Source organism: Sulfurirhabdus autotrophica (assembly GCF_004346685.1).
Taxonomy (GTDB): domain Bacteria; phylum Pseudomonadota; class Gammaproteobacteria; order Burkholderiales; family SMCO01; genus Sulfurirhabdus; species Sulfurirhabdus autotrophica.
In genome coordinates this window covers 87,397-107,683 of the sequence record NZ_SMCO01000013.1, presented here as the reverse complement: position 1 = coordinate 107,683, position 20,287 = coordinate 87,397, and the positions used below count along the sequence as shown (strand labels likewise).

The window sequence follows — 20,287 nt, the reverse complement described above, 5'->3', positions numbered from 1 at the left end:
AATTTCGACTGGCTGGTCAAAAAGGCTCGGATGCTACCGCATCTCGCCCTCTTAACCAACATTACTCAAAATTGCACTTCATCCTTGAATCCGCCGAAAAAGACAGCGCCACATTTCTGATGTTACGCTACAGTTCGGGTGTACAGGGTTAGGGCCTATTGGCGTGTTCGTGCTGTGATGTATGCCAGGACAACCGCTTATATCTCAAATGTGTTCGGTCAACTGCTTGACACCGGTCATTATAGTGCATTTATAATGCACCTTTTGTTCGTAGTATGTTGAGCTTTGAAATGGGCAGATTTTGATTAGTGGTAATCATAATAATAATTTGTGAAACTATCCTTTAAAACGTTAATTCCTTATTTTATCCCCGAGGCGACGCCGTTGTCCCTTGGTGAAAAATTGCGCTCCGGCCTGGCGTCTTTTGGTGGTATTCTGCTGGTTGGCTTGATCAGCAGTCACTTTATTACGGGTCCCGGTTTGCCGTTGATGGTGGCTTCAATGGGTGCTTCAGCTGTGCTGCTGTTTGCTGCTTCTCATAGCCCGCTAGCGCAACCTTGGCCGCTGATAGGGGGAAATATACTGTCGGCAATTGTCGGTGTGGCCTGTTCCCGAGTGTTACATGATCCAGTACTAGCTTCGGCAGTGGCGGTATCCTTGTCTATCATCGTCATGCATTTAACTCACTCTCTTCATCCACCCGGAGGTGCTGTCTCACTCATACCTGTTCTTGGCGGGGAAAGTATTCAGGCACTTGGCTTTCATTTTGTATTGTTGCCTGTTGCATTGAATGTTCTGGTGATATTTGCAGGGGCAATGATCATCAATAATCTGCTGCCCGGCAGGCGCTACCCATCACGCCCGTTGAAAAAGAGGGATGATGTTCATAAGCATGATGACCCGAAAGCGATGGATAGGTTGGGCGTTACTTCAGATGATTTGCGCAATGCATTAAAAGATTTCAATGCCTATCTTGACGTCAGTGAAGAGGATTTAAGCAAGGTTTATAAAATGGCGGGAATGCATTCCTACCAACGAAAAATGGGTGTGATTAATTGCGCAGACATCATGTCACGCGATTTGGTTACGGTGGAATATGGTACCGAGCTTGAAGAAGCGTGGGCTCAATTACGTTTTCATAAGATAAAGGTACTGCCGGTAGTAGATAGAGCACATCGTGTAGTTGGGATAGTGACGTTGGTTGATTTTCTGAAACGCGCGAATCTTAAAACTTACGAAACCTTTGAGGATAAGCTGATCAAGTTTATCAAGCGCACGCCTGGTATGGCTTCAGATAAACCGGAAGTGGTTGGTCAGATCATGGCCACACCCGTATTTACCGCAAATCAAGACATGCATATTGTTGAACTGGTGCCACTGCTTTCTGAAAAGGGGTTGCACCATATTCCGATTGTGGATGCAGAAAAGCGCTTGGTGGGTATGGTGACACAATCTGACCTGATTGCAGCGCTCTATGCAGGTGCAGTAGCTAAAAGCGAATAACCCGAAAACGATAAATTAACTATGCTGCAGCCAAGGTAAACGCATCTGCATAGATGTCTTTTATTGCCGCACCGGACAAAAAAGCTTTTTTCTTGGCGGATTTTACCATGTCAGGATTTCCGCATAAAAATATACGCCACCCTGAAAGTCCGTTTATATCTGCAAGTGCTACGTCTAAAGCGCGGCCAGTAGCGTATCCTTCCTGGGCAACAAATTCTGTATTTGAAATACACGGCGTATAGCTGAAATTGGGGTGTTGCTTGGCCAACGCGCGCAGCTCTTCTGTCAAATAGAGCCCTTCTATATTTCTGCTGCCATGGTAGAGCCGAATCGGCCCTGTATGTCCTTGAGTGATCGCATCAAGAGCAATGCCATACAATGGGGCAAGTCCTGAGCCTGTACCAATTAAGAGTAGCCCCTGTTCAGGGTTGCCAGAGACATAGAAACAGTTCCCGATTGGTTGGCTAATTTCTACTGAATCGCCCGGTTTGAGTTGGTGGTGTATCCAGCCGCTCACGCGTCCTTCCGGTACTTTGCGAACGTGCAGTTTTAAATGTGTGTCGCGTGTTGGTACGCTAGCCAGAGAATAGCTTCGCCCTAGCGTTGAATCTTTGAACAGATTGATGAATTGGCCGGCTCTGTAATCCACAGGTTGCTCACAATGCAACCCCAGACAAACAATGTCATGACTGAGGGTTTCTACGGTTTTGACTGTTGCCTTAAACCGTCCTGCATCCGCATCAGGCAGGGCAATTTCCATATCTTCCTGCGGGTGGCACGAACAAGCCAAAAAATAATTTTGAGCCTTAAGTGTTTCTTTTAAACCCTTTTGAGCTGATTCTGGCGGGGTACCTTTAGTGGCCCGCATAAGGCATGTCTGGCATGAGCCGCTGCGGCAAGAATGGGGGACAGGCACACCATGTCCAATTAACGCATCAAGCACGCTCTCATTTTGATTGCAGTCGTAGGTGTTGTCTTCAAATAATAGCTTGGTGGGCATGGTGTACCTGTCTGTGGAGTGTTTAATTATTTGCCCAGCACGTCGCTGCGCGTGGTTTCGCAAAGTGCAGCGACTTCAGAAATGTATTCTTGCGAGACATTGAGTTCTTTTAATGTGGCAGCGAGATTTTCTACAACCGCATCAAAATGTGAGTCATTCAGGCCCTTTGCTACAAGATGGGCATGGCCACGGCGCATATCCATACCGCTGTATTGATTAGGGCCGCCAAAAGCCATAGTCAGAAAAGCCTTCTGCTTGGCGGCTTGCCTCTCCATATCCACATCGTCAAAAAAATCACTGATGCGATCATCGCTTAGCACCTTGCGATAAAAAATATCTACAGCTGCATCTACAGCCCCTTCACCACCCAAATTGTTGAAAAGCGTATTATTCATTCATGAACTCCGTTTGTAGCTGCATTAACATATATATTAAATATATGTTAATGCACAAAAATAAAGGGCGTTTCCGCCCGGTTGATTAGCATATACAAATATATTGATGTATATAAAATGCATCATATAATATAAATCTTGTTTTTGTCAAAAGTAAGTGTAAATCGGCGATATAATAAAAAACAAAACCAGCCATAAGAAATCAAATGCAACTTACCCAATACACAGATTATTCATTGCGCGTCCTCATCTACCTGAGCCTGAAAAAGCCGGGGGAATTAGGTACGATCTCGCAAATTTCCGAATTTTACGGGATTTCGCGTAACCATCTGGTCAAGGTGGTGCACAATCTGGCGATCCGTGGGTTTATCCACACAATACGGGGGAAACATGGCGGTATGCATTTGGCGCGTTTGCCGGCAGAAATAACTATCGGCGAAGTGGTGCGTCAGACTGAACCTGATTTTGATATTGCGGAGTGCTTCGATAAGGAGACAAATCATTGCGTAATTACGCCTGTATGTGCACTTAAATCCATACTAGGTGAAGCCAGAAACAGTTTTCTAAAAGAGCTCGATCGACACACGATTGCAGATGCCATTAGTAAAAAAAACGTACTGACTAAAAATATAAAATTCCAGTTAAACCAGGAAAAAGGGTAAACAGGTCATGCCCCTGAACAGTGAATCCAAGTCGTTATGGATCGCTATAGGAAAAGAAATTTCAGTTGCATCCAGGAAACTATTTGAAATATCTCGAGCGCAGAGCGTCAGTGGCGGCTGTATTAATGATGCCTATTTCGTACAAAATAATCAGGGTGAAAGGTATTTTGTCAAAACAAACCAGGCTGAAAAACTCACTATGTTTGAGGCTGAAGTAGCAGGGTTGATAGAGATTGCCAGAACCCATACAGTTCGAGTACCTCAGCCAATATGTAGTGGCAAGTTCGAAAATACAGCTTTTGTGGTGACAGAATATATCGAAATGGTCGCAGGCAATGCATCAAGCCATAGAAAAATGGGAACAAAAATTGCCAATATGCACATGGTTACCCAGGCGGAATTCGGGTGGAGAATAGACAATACAATTGGGGATACGCCACAGCCAAATGGGTTGATGAATAACTGGATTGATTTTTGGCGCGAACATCGGCTCGGGTTTCAGTTGAATCTTGCGTTAAAAAATAGCATAGCAAAGGAAGTAGTGCGCAAGGGTGAAAAACTGATGGTGGATTTAGCGGCATTTTTCCCGGAAGAAATGCCCAGACCAGCTTTGCTGTATGGCGATTTATGGGGTGGAAACTGGATGATGGATAGCCAAGGCGAGCCGGTAGTTTTTGATCCTGCGGTTTATTATGGGGACCGAGAAGCAGACATTGCCATGACAGAATTGTTTGGTGGATTTTCGCCAGATTTTTATGCGGCTTATAATGCAGTATTTCCGTTGGATGCAGGTTACAAAACACGTAAAACCCTCTACAACCTTTATCATGTCTTGAACCACTTTAATCTGTTTAGTGGTGGGTATGCGGCGCAGGCCGAAAGAATGATAGATACCTTGTTAGCTGAAATACATTAATCAGTCTGTATCAGATGGTTGGCCCATTCAATGATGGGAAGCAGCCTGGGAGGTAATAGTGTCAGGGCTTGCCGATAATTAACCCATCTGAACTCATGGTGTTCCGGTTTTCCTAGCTCAGGGTTGATTGGGAGTGATACCGGGTTTCCATGGCTAACTGCCAGATAATAGCGAGCGACCTTCTTCTGCCCATAGGGCTGGGTTTCGCAAAACAACGCTCCCCACTTGAATTCAAGATCAGTCAACGTGGTTTCCTCCCGGACTTCCCTGAGTGCAGCCTGAAAAGGACTTTCGCCAGGTTCAACTGCCCCTTTGGGGAAATCCCACGAACGATAGCAGCGCAGCAGTAAGTATCGCCACTCTTTTTCAGCATATTGCACAATCACAACACCGGCAGATAGAGACTTGATTTTCACTGGGATTCCATCATAAAGCCTGGCTTATACTTAATGATATATGGCACTATACCTAATATGAATGGCGTTGGTAAAAAAGATAAAAATGCTCAATTCCAAATGAACGTGGTGTGAGCGAGGAGACCCCTGTTTGGTTTGATGCGAGTTTGAAGATTGCTAATAATCAATGAGTAATGCAAATCCATACTAATTATATAAATACTTTGGGCAGTTAACAAAGCTAATTTAGCACTGAAAAGACGAAGTTTTTTAAAAATAAGTTATCTGTTTGCCCGCTATTTGAAATGCCCTTAAACACAAGCTGTGCGAGTGTGTTGACTGCGTGAAACGAGAAATTATGTGAAAAGTGTGTTCACGCGAACAAAAAAACAGTTAATCATATTGTGGAATAACGTCGGCCATGAAAAGTAAACGTCACAATTTTGGAAGATTACTAGTCGGGTTGCTTGTGCTGATAGGCCTGACCGCAACCTATTTTGGTTGGCGCTATGCCAGTGATAGCGCTATGAGCCTTGCGAATGATCGCTTTCAGATTAAAATGATACGGATTAAATCCGCGATTCATGAGCGGATGCTGGCATACAAGCAAGTATTACGCGGTGGTGTGGGTTTGTTTAATGCTTCCAGTGATGTCAGCAGGCAAGAGTGGCATGATTATGTAAATAGTTTGCAGTTGAATGAAAACTATCCTGGCATTCAGGGTATGGGGTTTGCGAAGTGGATAGCTCCAGCTAATTTAGCTGATCATATTACACAGATTCGTCGTGAAGGTTTTCCAGATTATATTGTCAAGCCTGCAGGCGCGCGCACGGAATATACCAGCATTATTTATCTTGAACCATTTGATGCGCGTAATCAGCGTGCTTTTGGCTATGATATGTTTTCGGAAGTAACCCGGCGTACCGCCATGGAAATGGCGCGAGACTCGGGAAAAACGGCCATTTCCGGAAAAGTCATCCTGCTTCAGGAAACAAAAAGTGATGTTCAGAACGGCTTTCTCATGTATTTACCCGTATATCGTGGTGCTGCCCCCGCCAACGTAACTCAACGTAGAGCCGCTTTGGTGGGCTATGTATATAGTCCTTTTCGAATGAATGACCTGATGCAGGGTGTGCTGGGGAAAACTGCGCCGGATGTTGCTTTGCAAATCTATGATGGGCTGGATATGTCTGCCAGTAAGGAGATGTTTAAAAGTGATGATATAAAGAGTAATCATCACTCCCTTTTTACTGATACGAGAGAAATAGAGTTTAACGGTAAAGTCTGGACGCTGCGCTTTAGCTCCTTGCCAGCTTTTGAATCAGATATTGACACAGGTACACCAGAAATAATCGCTATTTCCGGGTTGGCGCTTACTGCGTTATTGTCGCTTTTGCTATGGTCACTGCTAAGTACCCGTGAACGTGCGTTTGGGCTGGCAAATGCCATGACCAGCGCTGTCAGGGAGAGTGAAGAACGTTTCCGTTCAGTCGTGGATACAGCAGCAGACGGCATTGTTGTTGTCAGTGAGAACGGCATTATCGAATCGTGCAATGCGGCTGCACAAAATATTTTTGGTTATTCTTCCGAGGAAATGGTCGGAAATAACTTCAATATGCTTATGTCTGGGGTGGATTCTAGTCAGGGTGAGGGATTTTTCGAACGTTTTTTGCGTACTAATGAAAACAGAAGTACTGGAATCGGTCAGGAAATGGTCGGGTTGCGTAAGAATGGTATTTCTTTCCCGATGGATCTGTCAGTAGGTGAAATACATACAGGTAATCAGCGTAAATTTACCGGCATGGTGCGCGATATTACTGAACAGAAACTGGCACAGCAGAAGCTGAATGACCAGGTCCGCTTTATTACCGAACTTCAGGATACTATTCCAACCCCGGTCTATTTTAAAGATGTGGCTGGGCATTATCTTGGATTTAATCGGGCTTTTGAGGAGTTTTTTGGCATAGACAGGGATAATATGCTTGGTCAGTCGGTTTCTGCGCTCTATCAACACTATCCCGATGTGGCTGCTTTTCACCTGCAGAAGGATGCAGAGCTTTTCAATGATCTTAAACCGCAATCTTTTGAAGCGACAATTCCAACGCGCCAGGGCGAACGTTATGTCATGTACAGCAAGGCACCATTTTTTCAAGAGGATGGGACCCTTGCGGGTTTAATCGGCGTGGTTTATGACGTAACTGAACGCAAACAAGCGGAAGAGGTATTGCAGAAAACCATGCGCTTGCAGCGCGCCATTCTGGAAAGCGCAAGCTATGCCATTATTTCCACGGCACTGGATGGTACGATTTTGTTGTTTAATCCAGCTGCAGAAAGGATGCTGGGGTATAAGGCGGAGGAGCTAATCGGAAAAGCGACTCCTGCCATCATTCATTTGCCAGAAGAAGTGGTTGCACATGCGAAAATCATATCCGAGGAATTAGGGCAAAACATCGAACCGGGCTTTGAAGTATTTGTAGCGAAAACGCGGGAAGGTTCAATTGATGAAAATGAATGGACCTATGTGCGCAAAGACGGAAGCCATGTGCCTGTATTGCTCACAGTGACAGCGCAACGGGACGAAAACAATGAAATAACCGGATTTCTGGGAATCGCTTCAGACATTTCTGAACGTAAAGCCTTTGAGGTGGCGTTACGCGACAGTGAGGAACGCTATCGGATGATGGCGGAGCATTCAAGCGATATGATTTCCCGGTTTTCAACAGATGGCACGTTAAGCTATGTTTCCCCTGCCAGCGCAACCTTACTGGGCTATGAATCTTCCGCCATGTTAGGCAAATCGCTGTTTGAATGGATTCATCCGGATGACAGGGAAATGGTAAGGCAGAAACTGATGATGGTGCTGGATAATTACGTACTGGACACTTTGACGTGCCAGGTACGCAGCATTGAAGGCCATTATATCTGGATGGAAACTTCGTTGCGCGGATTAAAGGAAAGCGCTCCCGGTGGTGACCGTCTGATCGTAGGTGTTTCCAGAGATGTTACCGAACGCGTGCAAGCGACGGCAAACCTGAATCGATTTAAAAATATTCTGGATAACACGCTGGATATGCTATTCATGTTCGAGCCGGATACCCTGCGATTTGTTTATCTGAACAAAGGCGCGGTGGAGAAAATGGGTTATACCAGCGAAGAACTTTTGCAGATGGCGCCATATCAAATCAAGCCGCTCATACCTGAGAAAAAATTTCGTGAAATGATAGCCCCGCTTTTATCCGGTGAGAAACAATCGCTTAATTTTGAAACGGTTCACCGATGCAAGGATGGTAGTGATTTTCCAGTGGAAATATTTTTGCAATTGGTTAGGGAAGTAGATGGGCATGGTCTGTTTATCGCAATAGTTCGCGATATCACAGAACGTAAAAAGGTAGATCGCTTGAAAAATGAATTTGTCTCTACTGTCAGTCATGAGTTGCGAACGCCGCTTACTTCAATTCGGGGAGCACTAGGGTTAGTGGCAGGTGGTGTGGCGGGTGAGTTGTCAATACAAGCAAAAAGTCTGATAGATATTGCTTATAAAAACAGTGAACGTCTTGTGCGTTTGATCAATGATATTCTTGATATTGAAAAAATTGAATCCGGGAAAATGGTTTTGGATCTGCAGCGACAGGATTTAATGCCCATTATCGAACATGCAGTTGAAGCGAATCGTGCCTATGGTGAAGCATATGGTGTGACGTTTAAAATCACATCCGCACTGGATGGTGTAAAGGTTGAGGTGGATCAGGATCGGTTGTTGCAAGTGATGACTAATCTGCTTTCCAATGCGGCCAAGTTTTCTCCAGCGAATAGCCAGGTCGAAATTGCTGTTCGCCCTGGAAAGTATGGTGTCAGGGTTATGGTGATTGATAAAGGAACCGGGATACCTGAAACTTTCCGAAGCAGCATATTTCAGAAATTCTCTCAGGCAGATTCATCTGACACACGGCAAAAAGGCGGTACAGGTCTGGGGTTAAGTATTTCCAAAGCGATTGTTGAAAAAATGGGTGGTGAGATCGGGTTTGAAACGAAAGAGGGGATGGGTTCGGTTTTCTATTTTGAGCTGCCAGAAAGTTGTGAGACGGGTATATGCTTAACCCGTATAGAGAATGCGTTGCATGGCAATTTACTTCGTGTATTGATATGCGAAGACGATGAGGATATCGCCGTATTGTTAGGTCTGATTTTAAGCGGAGGGGGATATGCCAGCGATGTTGCGCATAACGCAATGCAGGCAAAGGCGTTGTTGCAGAAAAATCACTATGATGCAATGACGCTGGATATCGGTTTGCCCGGTCAGGATGGTATTGCGCTGATCCGAGAGTTACGTGCGCAAGAAGCAACTGCTCACCTACCCATTGTGGTTGTGTCTGCCCAGGCAGAAAAAGGGCGCGCTGAAATTAATGACGGATATGCGCTGGTTGGGTGGCTTGATAAGCCAATTGATCGTACAAATTTGCTCAAGCAGTTAAATGAGCTCGTGATAAATAAAGATGCAACCCGTATTCCCGTTATATTGCACATTGAAGATGACCCGGATATCAGGCAGATTGTCAGCTCTATCGGGCATGAAATTGCTGAGTTCGATCATGCAAGTACGTTGACAGAAGCTACGGAAAAGTTGTGTCAGAAGCATTATGATCTGATAGTGCTGGATTTGGGTCTGCCCGATGGTTCTGGTATGGCGGTGATGCCTTTATTGAAAAAACTGAATCACCACACACCTGTGATGATATTTTCTGGTGCAAATATAGCGCAAAAAGAGGCTGGCCAAGTTGCATCAGTATTAGTGAAATCACGCACTTCCAATCAGGAATTACTGGATACAATAACTCAATTGGTTACACAAAAAGTAAAAAACTGACAAATAGCATAAATAGTTCGTTTTCAATTTCAAGGAGAAGCCAGTGGCCGAATTAAGGCGCATTTTATATGTGGAAGATGAACCGGATATTCAAGCAGTTGCAAAATTGGCATTGGAAGCCTTAGGTGGTTTTGAAGTACAGGTTTGCAGTTCGGGAAAAGAGGCGCTGGAAAGTGTATTGGCATTTTCTCCAGATCTGATTTTGCTGGATGTGATGATGCCGGGAATGGACGGACCTACCACCCTGAAAGCAATGCGAGAGCTGCCAGAGTTGAGACAAACCCCAGTGGTTTTCATGACTGCCAAGGTGCAGCCTCAGGAAATTCAGGAATACACAAGACTGGGGGCGATTGATGTCATTCCAAAACCATTCGACCCGATGACGCTTGCTGATGTGGTAAAGAAGATTTGGAAGAGTATAAATGGATAAACCTCAATTTCTGGTTCGCATAAAAGAGATGTGGCAGAAATACGAAGTGGCACGCCCCTCAACATTGGGTGAAATAAAATGGGAGTGGGCCGCAACAGTACATTTCGATCCGCACGAATATCACCCAAATTTAAGAAATATATGTATGAGCGTTTGAATCAGAATTGGAGCCTATGAATGAGTACACCTTCAAACATTAATGATGTACTACGCGAAATGCGTGAGCAGTATCGTCAGCATCTTCCGGTAAAGCTTGCAGAGATTAGTGCCATGTGGGAATCGTTGCAACATGCTGAGAAACTAGACGCAGATTCAGTGCAGACGCTGTACCGACTTGTGCATAGTCTGACGGGGTCCGGAGCAACTTTTGGTCTGACAGCACTTAGTGAGATGGCAAGAATACTTGAAACAACGATCTCAGAAAACGTCAAAAATGCAGAGCAAATTACAGAGGAAATAAAAAAACGCATTAACGCGCAATGGCATGACGTAATGCTGGCCGCAGATCGACCTGATGCAGAGTCGCCACAGCATTCAGACAAGTCGGGTGAGACAGAGACTTCAAATCCAGTGGCACCAGTCAAGAAAGAAAAAGGATATGTGCTGTTAGTGGAAGATGATGCTGACCAGGCGCGAAACATTGAACTGCAACTGGGTCATTTTGGTTATTCGGTGAAAGTGTTGCACGATACAATGTTATTAACCGCTGCAGTAGCAGAGAAGACGCCCATGGTCATTATCATGGATGTGGTGTTTCCTGAGGGGGCTATAGCCGGCCCCTTGGCAGTAATTGGTCTTTCTGACGAAATAAAAGCCGTTATTCCCGTTATTTTTCTTTCGAGTCGCGGCGATCTCAATGCGCGCTTGTCCGCTGTCCGCGCAGGGGCGGCAGCTTACTTTACGAAACCGGTTGATATAGGCGTGTTAATCGACAAGCTGGACAGTCTGACAAGCGAAGTCTTGCCTGAAGCTTTTAAGGTGTTGATTGTGGATGATTCTCCTTCGTTAGCTTCCTTTTATGCCTTGACGCTACAATCTGCTGGCATGGAAACCCTTGTGGTTACGGATCCGTTTAAAATGCTCGACGCGATCAGTGACTTTACCCCGGAGCTGATTTTATTGGATATGTATATGCCCGGATGCAGCGGGATGGAACTGGCTAAAATCATACGTCAGCAAGAGTCTCTGGTCAGCACGCCCATCGTTTTCCTGTCAGCAGAAACCAATATGGATAAACAATTGGAAGCAATGCAGTTTGGTGCAGATGACTTTCTGACCAAACCGATTCAGGCTGATCATCTGATTTCCGCAGTGACTTCCAAGGTGCAGCGTTACCGTACTTTACGTACATTTATGGTACGAGACAGTTTGACTGGATTATTAAATCATACCAAGACCAAGGAAGAACTGGATGTTGAAATCATGCGCGCGGAGAGGCAAAAATCAATGCTGGTTTTTGCGATGATTGATATCGATTTTTTCAAAAAAGTGAATGATACTTATGGACATGCCACTGGGGACAGGGTGATTAAGAGTTTGTCACGACTCTTGCAGCAACGGCTGCGTAAAACCGATATTATTGGACGCTATGGTGGAGAGGAGTTTGCTGTTGTCCTGAGGGATACGGATGGGCCAAGTGCATTTACAGCGCTGGATAATATTCGCAAGGCTTTTGAACAAATTGCACAATATTCGGAAAGTGGGGGTGAAAACTTTTCAGTCACATTCAGTTGCGGTCTGGCAGAATTTCCAGGGTTTTCTAATGCGCCTGAAATCAGTAATGCGGCAGATAAGGCGCTCTATGAGGCTAAGCGGGGCGGGCGTAATCGTGTGGTAATGGCGAGAAAATCGGAAAAAAAATAGGGTTGGAATTGGGTTTGTTAATGAAAGTGCTGAAATTAAAAACGGGGTGATTTCACCCCGTTTTTAATTGAAAGACTTTTAAGACTCGCTTAGTGAGGCAAGTTGTCGATCATTTTCTTTAATTCACCATTCTCATACATTTCGCGCATGATATCGGAGCCACCAACAAATTGGCCGTTTACATAAAGTTGCGGGATGGTAGGCCAGTTTGAAAACTCTTTAATTCCTTGGCGAATATCTGCGTTGGATAATACGTCCACAGTAAAAGGGGCGTCGACGCCGCAAGCTTTCAGAATTTGCGCAGCAGTAGAACTGAAGCCGCACTGAGGAAACTGAGGCGTACCTTTCATGTAAAGCACAACTGGATGGGTTGTAACCTGTTCTTTAATAACGTCTTGAATGCTCATAGTGTGATCCTGAAATAACCTAGTAAAAAATTCAAGTATTATTTTCACATAATTGCAGTAGCCCGTCAAGCAACGGCATTATTCCGGTTTTTTTGAATAAAATGCTTTATGGAACAAGTGTCTGGCCAGTAAACCAGCGGGCATGCGCAGCCAGTGCGAACGAATGTAGAGTGCCCAACGGGCAAAACCTGTCAACCAATCTGAACAGCTAGGGTGGACTGGTGAAAGTGCTCGCCCATACAATGCGTCCATGATGCTAACCAAGGGCCAGGCAGGCTGAAAACGCTTCATGCTTTGAATGATCGTGGCTGATAAAGGCGTTTCAAGAATCTCGCTGCAATAGTGCAAGGCGTAGAATAAGGGGCGGACCAGGTCCATTTCCTTTGCGCGCGCATCCAGATCTTCCCAAAATGAAGGGATGCTGCTGAAATATCGTAACAGGCTATCCATGTCGGTAAGATCGCGTAAGCCATGTTCCAGCTCACCTTCATGAAATAAATGAGTGGCGCTATGCAGCACCATGTCGACAGGCGCAAGGACCTTTATCTGCGGCGTATTTCCCGCTGAAATGGCGGATTCCAGTAATTTAGCTGGATCAGGGTGAAAACGCGCGGTCTCCGGCAATATATTATGGTGCAAATCCACCACACTCTGGCGCTGATTGTGCATCATGGGGGGGAGTTCGTGCATCCACGTGCGATAATAGCGCTGATCATAAGCATCATGGTGACTGGCATCCCAGCCATGAAGGCGTAAAGCAGCCTCTGCCTGATTTAGCTTTGCTTTGGGGACAAGAATGTCAACGTCCGAAAAAATCCTTCCGCGCGCGGGTGGCAGTTCAGCTATGAGATACGCTGCACCTTTCAACAATACAAGGGGTAGGTCAGCTGTCTCAAGTGCTTTGCGAAGGTTGTGTACTTCCCAGCGTATAGCTTGCGCATGACGTTTCACAACCGTATTGGCGGATTCAAGGTGCGCCAGGGGTTTGGTGGGGATGCTGGCGAGTAAATTTTTTTGTTCCAGTAAGGCATAGATATGGGCAAGCATGTCCGCATGCCTAGACTGGCGAATAAGCAGATCCCATTCTTTCATGCTCATTGATTGCATTTTGTCAGGCTGGCGCAGCACTTGGACGATCAGGGTTTTGGCGGCTTTCATATAGCTGGAGGCGTCAGATCTGCAAAAACAGCTATGGCTTCGTCCAGATTGCTATAAGTGAAGTCGTAGCAATCACACCGGTCGATAAGGTCAGTCATCATGTGAAAGCCCTGTGCGCCCAACAAGCTGTAGTTGAAGGCGTTTTCTATCATCTGCATGAAAGCGCGGGATTTGGGTTGCATCGCCAATTGTGTTTCTGCCCCAGCCTGATACTTGGGAAAAACAATCCAAGCGGGCATTGCCGTCAATTGGCTTTGAGCAACACTGGTAGCGGGTGGTTTCATATGAGCAACTGTTCCCTTTACCGTATCCCGAACCGCACGGCTTAACACCGCTGTGGGTTCAAAATTCCGTATAACCTGGATGGACTGATTTTTGAGGCTCACTGGTCTGCATAAGGGGACCAAAGCGCCACCCGCTTTACTGATCAAAGTTAATTCATCTGAAAGTAAACGCCATCCACGATTAGCTAAAGCCGCGCACAAAGTGCTTTTTCCGGAGCCAGGCGGAGCTGGAAGGATGACAGCCCGTCCCTGCATTTCAAGTACCGCGGCGTGCAGAATCAGATATTGATGGGAATGCCCCGATACGCACCAGTTCATCCCCCATTCAAGCATGGGAAAAGCCTGGTCAAGGGGGAGTGGCTTAAAAGGGATGCGATTATCGAAAGAAAATAATACCTGTGGGCGGAACCAGTGTCTTAAATTACCAGGGGGAGCCAATTGAACATGAAAATCCGCAAAACCGTTATCTTCTGCCAATGCATGGTCAGCGTAAAGTAGCGCAATATTTTCCGAAACGCTGGAAATGGACGATTGTATATGGGTGATGAATGGACCGGTTTGAAGGGTTAGTCCGGTGCTTTTAAGTAAAGACCGGAGTTCAGAATGGTTTAAATCAGAGACATTCAATGTGTAATATTTTCAACTATGCCAAGGCAACTTAAGTCGATGAGTGTCTTTTCAATCATTTCTTTCAGTTCATCGTCAGGCTGGATTTGCAATAATTGCGAAATTGTATCTAATAAATCAGAAATGTTGGATGGGGCATCTTGCAATCTTATCACAGACTGCGCCGCAAGCATGCCAAGCAGATGTGTATCACCTGAAGCGCTATTGTAGACAACGAACTCGTCGTTCCAGGAATGGAAATGGAGTGAGGCGTTTTTAGCAACTTGCCACATCTGACTGCAGTGAGTGTTAACTGTTGTTATAAATCAACCAACAAACTCTACAAGGGCATGGTGGTTTTCAGGTAAGCAACAATGTCCGAGGCAGACCAATGAACACCTGCAGTTGGTTCGTAATAACCTTTTGCAGCCCACTCGTTGAACATGTCCTTAACTGCTTGTTCAGTTAAAACAGGTGTTTTACCCGTTTTAGCATTGAGTATTGCCGCAACAATATGCGCACCTAATTGGTAGGCATCCTGGTTACCCTTCATCCATATGACTTGCATCATTGAAGACGTTGAGTAAGCAATCGCGTTTCCGTTGCAATTAAATACTTTGGAAAATGCCGTGCCACCTGTCCAATCCGCGCTATTGGTACTTACCGTAGTTGCTGAGCACGTCTTGGTTGTGGTTGTCTTGCCTCTTTTTGTCGTTGTGGTTGTAATGCAGCATGTGCCGGGATCGTACGTAGGTTTAGGCCAGACCTCAGGATGGTTTCCCCAGTAGCCAGGGGTCAGACCGCTACAAGTCACTGGCGTGCCATGAGAGCTGACATTACCGGACTGGAATCCCGAAGGAGATTGACATGCCCATTGTCCTAAAACAGGCTTGCTAGCCAGAGTCAGAATAATACTTGAAGCAGCCAGGCCGGATTTGGTGAAGCGCCTGCGTGAACTATCCGCAACTTGTTGTGCAGCATCATGCGAGATATTCTGGTCTGTCTGTTCGATTTCTGAATGTTTTTTGTCAGTCATACCAATGCCTTTGAATTTCTGTTTGTATGCTTGTTGCCAGTTTGAGTATTAATGTTTAAACAGGCAATCGAGATTAATTATCTAAATAATAAGCAAAAAACGTGCCACAATTTAATTTGATCCAACTTTGTAAGGTTAATCAAGCCTCTGTATTTTTATGATAATTTAAAAGGCACAATGATTAATTGGTAAGTGTAAATTTTCCCGACACTTTTGTTGCGGGTGCTTGATATTAATAGTGTTTTATAGTGAAACGGCTAGGAGTTTTGCATACCAACCCTCTCGATTTGCCGATTATGTTATAAATACCACGTTTTTAACCCGGTATAACAAGGTGCGTCTTTTAAAGGATGCATTTTATTGTGTAAAAAATTTCGACAAACCCTTCTGCATTGTTCGTCCTTAAGGTGTTTTACCTAGTGTAACACGCGGAATTTTTGCTAGATCGTTAACAGATTCCGCATGAATAAATCCATGCAAATCAAGTAATGCCTTGCATGCTTCTGCCTGATCATATCCATGTTCAAAAAGCAGCCATCCACCAGGCGAAAGGTGTGTTTTTGCGCCGTTAACAATTGTATGGATATCAGTCAACCCATCAATGCCTGAAGCCAACGCTGATATAGGCTCAAAGCGAAGATCACCTTGCCGCAGGTGAATGTCGTTTTTGGCTATATATGGCGGATTACTGACAATGATGTCGAATATTTGATGTTTGACTGACTGATACCAGTCACTTTGCAAAAAAGTAATGTTTGTTGTGGCCAGTCTCGCGGCATTGTCACGGGCCACGTTAAGCGCTTCTAGGGACTGGTCAATGGCAGTGACGCTGGCAAGGGGGCGATGTTTTGCCAGTGTGATGGCAACTGCGCCACTTCCTGTACCCAGATCGAGTATCCGAAGCGGTGTGTTCTGGGGGATGTGTGCAAGCGCTAACTCTACCAGTAATTCAGTTTCAGGACGGGGTATCAGCACGGCAGGTGTCACTTTAAAAGGCAGGCTGTAGAATTCACGTTCCCCCAGAATGTAAGCGATGGGTTCACCTTTCAGTCGCTGTGCTACAAGCGTCTGAAACTGGTTTTCCTGCAAGGGGTTTAGCGGTTCATCTCGATGGGCAATGAGATAGGCTTTTGAGACGCCTAGAGTATGGCTAAGCAACGCTTGTGCTTCAATACGCGCTTCAATCTTTTCCAATTGGAGTGCCTGAGCAAGAAGTGTTTGATTGTTTAAAAGTGCTTGGGTGATTGTCTGCGGCAAAGCAATTTAACCCTCTTCACCCATTTCAGCCAATAATTCAGCCTGGTGTTCTGACATGAGCGCATTAGTCAGTTCGTAAAGGTCGCCATCCATAATCTGATCAATTTTGTACAAGGTAAGGTTAATTCGGTGATCAGTGATGCGGCCTTGTGGGAAATTGTAAGTGCGTATACGTTCTGATCGATCGCCGCTACCGATAAGTGACTTACGCGTTGCTGCTTCTTTGGAATGACGTTCGTGCAATTGTTTGTCACGAATGCGGGCAGCCAGAACGGACATAGCCTGCGCTTTGTTTTTATGCTGGGATCGGTCATCCTGGCATTCAACCACAATGCCGGAAGGCAAGTGGGTAATGCGTACCGCAGAATCGGTTTTGTTGATGTGCTGTCCCCCTGCTCCGGAAGCACGATAAGTGTCAATACGCAAATCGGCAGGGTTGATTGCTACTTCTGAAATTTCATCTGCTTCTGGCATAACGGCGACCGTGCAGGCTGAAGTGTGAATACGTCCTTGTGTTTCGGTTGTGGGAACACGTTGAACGCGATGACCACCCGATTCAAACTTCAACTTTGAATAAACACCCTGCCCAATTATTTTTGCAATGATTTCCTTGTAGCCACCCACTTCACTTTCGCTGGTTGATACTATTTCAACCTGCCAGCGGTTTCGCTCGGCAAAACGGCTGTACATGCGAAACAGGTCACCTGCAAACAGGGCTGATTCATCCCCGCCGGTACCTGCACGAATTTCCAGAAATATATTACGTTCATCGTTGGCATCTTTAGGAAGTAATTGCTTTTGTAAATCCTTTTCGATTTCTTCCAGCTTTGCGCGGCCTTCCTGCACCTCGGTATCGGCAAATTCCCGCATTTCCGGATCAGCAGCCATTTCCTGTGCGGTTTTGATATCAAGCTCACATTGCTTGTAAGCTGTGTACAACTCAACCACAGGTCCAATCTCTGCGTGTTCACGAGTCAGTTTGCGATAAGTATCCATGTCCGCAGTGGCAGATTCGCTACTTAACAGCAGATTTAATTCTTCCAGGCGATCGCTCAGGTTGGCGAGTTTGTTGGCAATGGTGGATTTCACTAGGTTTCTTTAGATTATTCTTTATGGAGTGAATATAAGCGGCTGAGCAGGGTAACCAGTTCTTCCCGATCTTCTGAATCAGTGTGGTTCAACGCATGCGTGGGGATGTGCAAAAACTTGTTTGTCAGGCCGCGGCTTAAGTGTTCCAGTACCTGTGCTGGATTCTCCCCACTGGCGAGCAAGCGCATAGCTCTGTCAAGTTCATGACGTCGGTATCTTTCTGCGTGATCGCGTAAGCCTCGAATAGTGGGAACTAGCTCACGTGTTTCCATCCAGTGCATAAAGTTGTCTACACTGGTATCAATAATTGCTTCTGCCTGTGTAACAGCCGTCTGTCGGCTATCCAGACCATCCTGAACCACATGGGAGAGATCGTCTACCGTATAAAGGAAAACGTCATCCAGTTCTGACACTTCAACTTCTATATCTCGAGGCACGGCCAGATCCACCATGAACATGGGGCGGTGCTTGCGGGCTTTAATGGCGCGCTCTACCATGCCCTTGCCCAATATTGGCAGCGGGCTGGCAGTGGAAGTAATAATAATGTCCTGAGCGGCTAAATAGTCCGGTAATTCGTTTAATGAAATCGCTGTGCCATTAAACCTGTTAGCCAGTACTCGCGCTCTCTCTGGGGTGCGATTGGCCACGGTAATGTGTTTCGGGCTTTGGGCTGCAAAGTGGGTGGCGCATAGCTCGATCATTTCCCCCGCCCCAATGAACAGCACGTTTTGTTCTTTTATACTTGAAAAAATACGACCGGCCAGACGCACTGCGGCAGCGGCCATTGATACTGAGTTGGCGCCAATTTCAGTGCTGGTGCGAACCTCTTTTGCCACTGAAAACGTTCTCTGGAACAGTTTATGCAGCAGCATACCTAATGTGCCGGCTTGTTCCGCGGTCCTAACCGCTTGTTTCATCTGTCCCAATATCTGAGCTTCACCCAGAACCATGGAGTCCAGACCACTGGCTACGCGAAATGCATGTTTGACTGCCTGGTCTTGCGGCAAGGTGTACAAGTAAGGTTCGATGTTGTGTGACGTGAGATGGTGAAAATCAGCCAGCCATTGTACCGCTTGGGTAGGGTCTTCAGTGTTGCAATAAATTTCGGTACGGTTGCAGGTGGACAGGATGGCCGCTTCTTTAACAGTGCGGTGTCCGACCAGGTCGCGCAGAGCCTGTTCCATGCTTTCGGCGTGAAAAGCCACCTGTTCGCGTATTGAAAGCGGCGCAGTCTGATGATTAATACCGAAGGCGAATAGTTGCATACCAGTTATCTAATGCTGCAGCAAGAATTAAGCGGTTTAACTGAAAGTGTTATTTTAACCTAAAATCAAGTGAATAACGTACAGGTGGTTTGCAACTAGCAGATTAAAGCAGAATTACATTGGGAGGATGGTGGCCAAGGGCGGAATCGAACCACCGACACAAGGATTTTCAATCCTCTGCTCTACCGACTGAGCTACTTGGCCAACCGAAGGGCGCTATTAAACCATTAAATTGGTTTTATGTAAAGTGGAAATGGGTTGGTCTGAAGTTGAGCCAGGGGTACTTACTTTTGATCTAAGTTAGAAACTGCCTTTAACTATGTTGGCTAGACATTGGCGAGTGGCAAGAATTTGCAATTATGGAAGTAAGTGCATGTATGACAGGTTTCCTCTTGCGTATCGTTTTCCGTCGGTATACGGATGTTAATTTTGTTCAGATCCAATTTTTTCAGGATGGCAGGTAGCGATTCGAAACGACCACAAATAATACCGTCTTTCCCCTCTTTCTCCAGATTGATGCTAACAGCTGTCATGAAAGTAGAGCCTGAATTAATTTCGTTTCCAGAAATGAGTAACTCAACTTTACGTAGCCCTTTGTGAGAGCCGCTGTTTTGAGTGATTGCAAGCTCATAATCCTGAATGATTGAATTTTCAAATTTCTCGTCCACAGGAATAGCCACTACCCAAGGGCTATGTGATTTGAGTACTGGAATCTCTTGAGGGTCCATTTTCTTTACGGGGAAGTAATAAATCATCTCTTTGGATTTGTCTTCAGTATTTTCATCATGGATGGTCAGAAAAGCGCGCAGGGTAATCGCATACAAATCGAAGGGGTTGGCATTGATGATGCGAAATAGTACATGAGGTGATTTTGTCAACCCATATTGCGGATTGTAAGTCGCGCCTGAAGAGATTCTGATGTCCACATTCGGGCGAATGAATTTTGCAACGATTACGGCAGGAAAAACCATATTCAAAACAATGATGGCAAACGCATGGAGCACCAGCATGATAAAGGCAACTAACGTCGTCTTGTCACGCAATACACCAGGTAATGCCTGCTTAAAATTATCCATATTAAACCCGGCAGTAATGGCATTTTGAAAAAGCCTTACGAGTTCAGCCCCTGTATTTGGAAACACAATTGAATAAATGAG

Annotated in this window: 18 protein-coding genes and 1 tRNA gene; 6 read left to right on the top strand and 13 right to left on the bottom strand. The window is 45.5% G+C overall.

Annotated elements, in window-relative coordinates; genetic code table 11:
* The first annotated feature begins 330 nt into the window (after positions 1-330).
* Complete coding sequence (locus tag EDC63_RS12765) at positions 331-1,503, top strand: HPP family protein (RefSeq protein WP_223248160.1); 1,173 nt, start codon at positions 331-333, stop codon at positions 1,501-1,503.
* 19 nt (positions 1,504-1,522) lie between these two features.
* On the opposite strand, the gene EDC63_RS12760 is transcribed toward EDC63_RS12765, so the two are convergent.
* Together EDC63_RS12760 and EDC63_RS12755 are read right to left on the bottom strand one after the other, a co-directional pair.
* Positions 1,523-2,503: a 2Fe-2S iron-sulfur cluster-binding protein gene (locus tag EDC63_RS12760; protein ID WP_124945146.1), complete on the bottom strand. Its 981-nt coding sequence runs from the start codon at positions 2,501-2,503 to the stop codon at positions 1,523-1,525.
* A 26-nt stretch (positions 2,504-2,529) separates the two neighbouring features.
* Positions 2,530-2,898 (bottom strand): group I truncated hemoglobin, encoded by a 369-nt coding sequence (locus EDC63_RS12755; protein WP_124945145.1) that lies wholly within the window; start codon positions 2,896-2,898, stop codon positions 2,530-2,532.
* A 206-nt stretch (positions 2,899-3,104) separates the two neighbouring features.
* On the opposite strand from EDC63_RS12755, the gene EDC63_RS12750 reads away from it, so the two are divergent.
* Both EDC63_RS12750 and EDC63_RS12745 read left to right on the top strand, forming a co-directional pair.
* A complete protein-coding gene (locus EDC63_RS12750) occupies positions 3,105-3,560 on the top strand; it encodes an Rrf2 family transcriptional regulator (RefSeq protein WP_124945144.1) in 456 nt (151 codons plus the stop codon).
* Positions 3,561-3,567: 7 nt separating this feature from the next.
* Positions 3,568-4,476: a fructosamine kinase family protein gene (locus EDC63_RS12745; RefSeq protein WP_124945143.1), complete on the top strand. Its 909-nt coding sequence runs from the start codon at positions 3,568-3,570 to the stop codon at positions 4,474-4,476.
* On the opposite strand, the gene EDC63_RS12740 is transcribed toward EDC63_RS12745, so the two are convergent.
* Positions 4,473-4,892, bottom strand: a complete 420-nt coding sequence (locus EDC63_RS12740; RefSeq protein ID WP_124945142.1) for an NUDIX domain-containing protein — start codon at positions 4,890-4,892, stop codon at positions 4,473-4,475. The genes EDC63_RS12745 and EDC63_RS12740 overlap by 4 nt on opposite strands.
* Before the next feature lie 400 nt (positions 4,893-5,292).
* Here EDC63_RS12740 and EDC63_RS12735 point away from each other — a divergent pair, with 400 nt between their 5' ends.
* From EDC63_RS12735 to EDC63_RS12725, 3 genes are all read left to right on the top strand, one after another.
* A complete protein-coding gene (locus tag EDC63_RS12735; RefSeq protein ID WP_124945141.1) occupies positions 5,293-9,735 on the top strand; it encodes a PAS domain S-box protein in 4,443 nt (1,480 codons plus the stop codon).
* Positions 9,736-9,778: 43 nt separating this feature from the next.
* Complete coding sequence (locus tag EDC63_RS12730) at positions 9,779-10,165, top strand: response regulator (RefSeq protein WP_124945140.1); 387 nt, start codon at positions 9,779-9,781, stop codon at positions 10,163-10,165.
* Positions 10,166-10,342: 177 nt separating this feature from the next.
* Positions 10,343-12,028 carry a diguanylate cyclase gene (locus EDC63_RS12725; protein ID WP_124945139.1) on the top strand — a complete coding sequence of 562 codons (1,686 nt, stop codon included), beginning with the start codon at positions 10,343-10,345 and terminating at the stop codon, positions 12,026-12,028.
* A gap of 89 nt (positions 12,029-12,117) precedes the next feature.
* Here the strand turns inward: EDC63_RS12725 and grxD are convergent, their stop codons facing one another.
* The 10 genes from grxD to EDC63_RS12675 all read right to left on the bottom strand — a co-directional run bounded on the left by grxD (position 12,118) and on the right by EDC63_RS12675 (position 20,206).
* A complete protein-coding gene (gene grxD, locus EDC63_RS12720; protein ID WP_124945138.1) occupies positions 12,118-12,435 on the bottom strand; it encodes a Grx4 family monothiol glutaredoxin in 318 nt (105 codons plus the stop codon).
* 78 nt (positions 12,436-12,513) lie between these two features.
* Positions 12,514-13,593: a nucleotidyltransferase domain-containing protein gene (locus EDC63_RS12715; protein WP_124945137.1), complete on the bottom strand. Its 1,080-nt coding sequence runs from the start codon at positions 13,591-13,593 to the stop codon at positions 12,514-12,516.
* The gene (locus EDC63_RS12710) at positions 13,590-14,504 is read right to left on the bottom strand and encodes an HprK-related kinase A (protein ID WP_124945136.1); all 915 of its coding nucleotides are present in this window, start codon (positions 14,502-14,504) and stop codon (positions 13,590-13,592) included. The genes EDC63_RS12715 and EDC63_RS12710 overlap by 4 nt, the downstream gene beginning before the upstream one ends.
* Positions 14,501-14,776: an HPr-rel-A system PqqD family peptide chaperone gene (locus EDC63_RS12705; RefSeq protein WP_124945135.1), complete on the bottom strand. Its 276-nt coding sequence runs from the start codon at positions 14,774-14,776 to the stop codon at positions 14,501-14,503. Before EDC63_RS12705 ends, EDC63_RS12710 begins: the two co-directional genes overlap by 4 nt.
* A gap of 47 nt (positions 14,777-14,823) precedes the next feature.
* Positions 14,824-15,519 carry a hypothetical protein gene (locus EDC63_RS12700; RefSeq protein WP_124945134.1) on the bottom strand — a complete coding sequence of 232 codons (696 nt, stop codon included), beginning with the start codon at positions 15,517-15,519 and terminating at the stop codon, positions 14,824-14,826.
* A 402-nt stretch (positions 15,520-15,921) separates the two neighbouring features.
* Positions 15,922-16,776, bottom strand: coding sequence for a peptide chain release factor N(5)-glutamine methyltransferase (gene prmC, locus EDC63_RS12695; protein ID WP_124945133.1), 855 nt, complete (start codon positions 16,774-16,776; stop codon positions 15,922-15,924).
* A 6-nt stretch (positions 16,777-16,782) separates the two neighbouring features.
* On the bottom strand, positions 16,783-17,865 hold the full coding sequence (gene prfA, locus EDC63_RS12690; protein ID WP_124945132.1) for a peptide chain release factor 1: 1,083 nt from the start codon (positions 17,863-17,865) through the stop codon (positions 16,783-16,785).
* A 14-nt stretch (positions 17,866-17,879) separates the two neighbouring features.
* Complete coding sequence (gene hemA, locus EDC63_RS12685; protein ID WP_124945131.1) at positions 17,880-19,130, bottom strand: glutamyl-tRNA reductase; 1,251 nt, start codon at positions 19,128-19,130, stop codon at positions 17,880-17,882.
* Between the two features lie 128 nt (positions 19,131-19,258).
* A tRNA-Phe gene (locus EDC63_RS12680) sits at positions 19,259-19,334 on the bottom strand.
* A 122-nt stretch (positions 19,335-19,456) separates the two neighbouring features.
* Complete coding sequence (locus EDC63_RS12675; RefSeq protein WP_124945130.1) at positions 19,457-20,206, bottom strand: hypothetical protein; 750 nt, start codon at positions 20,204-20,206, stop codon at positions 19,457-19,459.
* Between the last annotated feature and the right edge of the window lie 81 nt (positions 20,207-20,287).

Bases quoted from the DNA above. Each gene is read 5' to 3' on its own strand.
- EDC63_RS12760 (WP_124945146.1), bottom strand. From the start codon at position 2,503: ATGCCCACCAAGCTATTATTTGAAGACAACACCTACGACTGCAATCAA.
- EDC63_RS12755 (WP_124945145.1), bottom strand. From the start codon at position 2,898: ATGAATAATACGCTTTTCAACAATTTGGGTGGTGAAGGGGCTGTAGAT.
- EDC63_RS12750 (WP_124945144.1), top strand. From the start codon at position 3,105: ATGCAACTTACCCAATACACAGATTATTCATTGCGCGTCCTCATCTAC.
- EDC63_RS12745 (WP_124945143.1), top strand. From the start codon at position 3,568: ATGCCCCTGAACAGTGAATCCAAGTCGTTATGGATCGCTATAGGAAAA.
- EDC63_RS12735 (WP_124945141.1), top strand. From the start codon at position 5,293: ATGAAAAGTAAACGTCACAATTTTGGAAGATTACTAGTCGGGTTGCTT.
- EDC63_RS12725 (WP_124945139.1), top strand. From the start codon at position 10,343: ATGAGTACACCTTCAAACATTAATGATGTACTACGCGAAATGCGTGAG.
- grxD (WP_124945138.1), bottom strand. From the start codon at position 12,435: ATGAGCATTCAAGACGTTATTAAAGAACAGGTTACAACCCATCCAGTT.
- EDC63_RS12715 (WP_124945137.1), bottom strand. From the start codon at position 13,593: ATGAAAGCCGCCAAAACCCTGATCGTCCAAGTGCTGCGCCAGCCTGAC.
- EDC63_RS12705 (WP_124945135.1), bottom strand. From the start codon at position 14,776: ATGTGGCAAGTTGCTAAAAACGCCTCACTCCATTTCCATTCCTGGAAC.
- EDC63_RS12700 (WP_124945134.1), bottom strand. From the start codon at position 15,519: ATGACTGACAAAAAACATTCAGAAATCGAACAGACAGACCAGAATATC.
- hemA (WP_124945131.1), bottom strand. From the start codon at position 19,130: ATGCAACTATTCGCCTTCGGTATTAATCATCAGACTGCGCCGCTTTCA.
- EDC63_RS12675 (WP_124945130.1), bottom strand. From the start codon at position 20,206: ATGGATAATTTTAAGCAGGCATTACCTGGTGTATTGCGTGACAAGACG.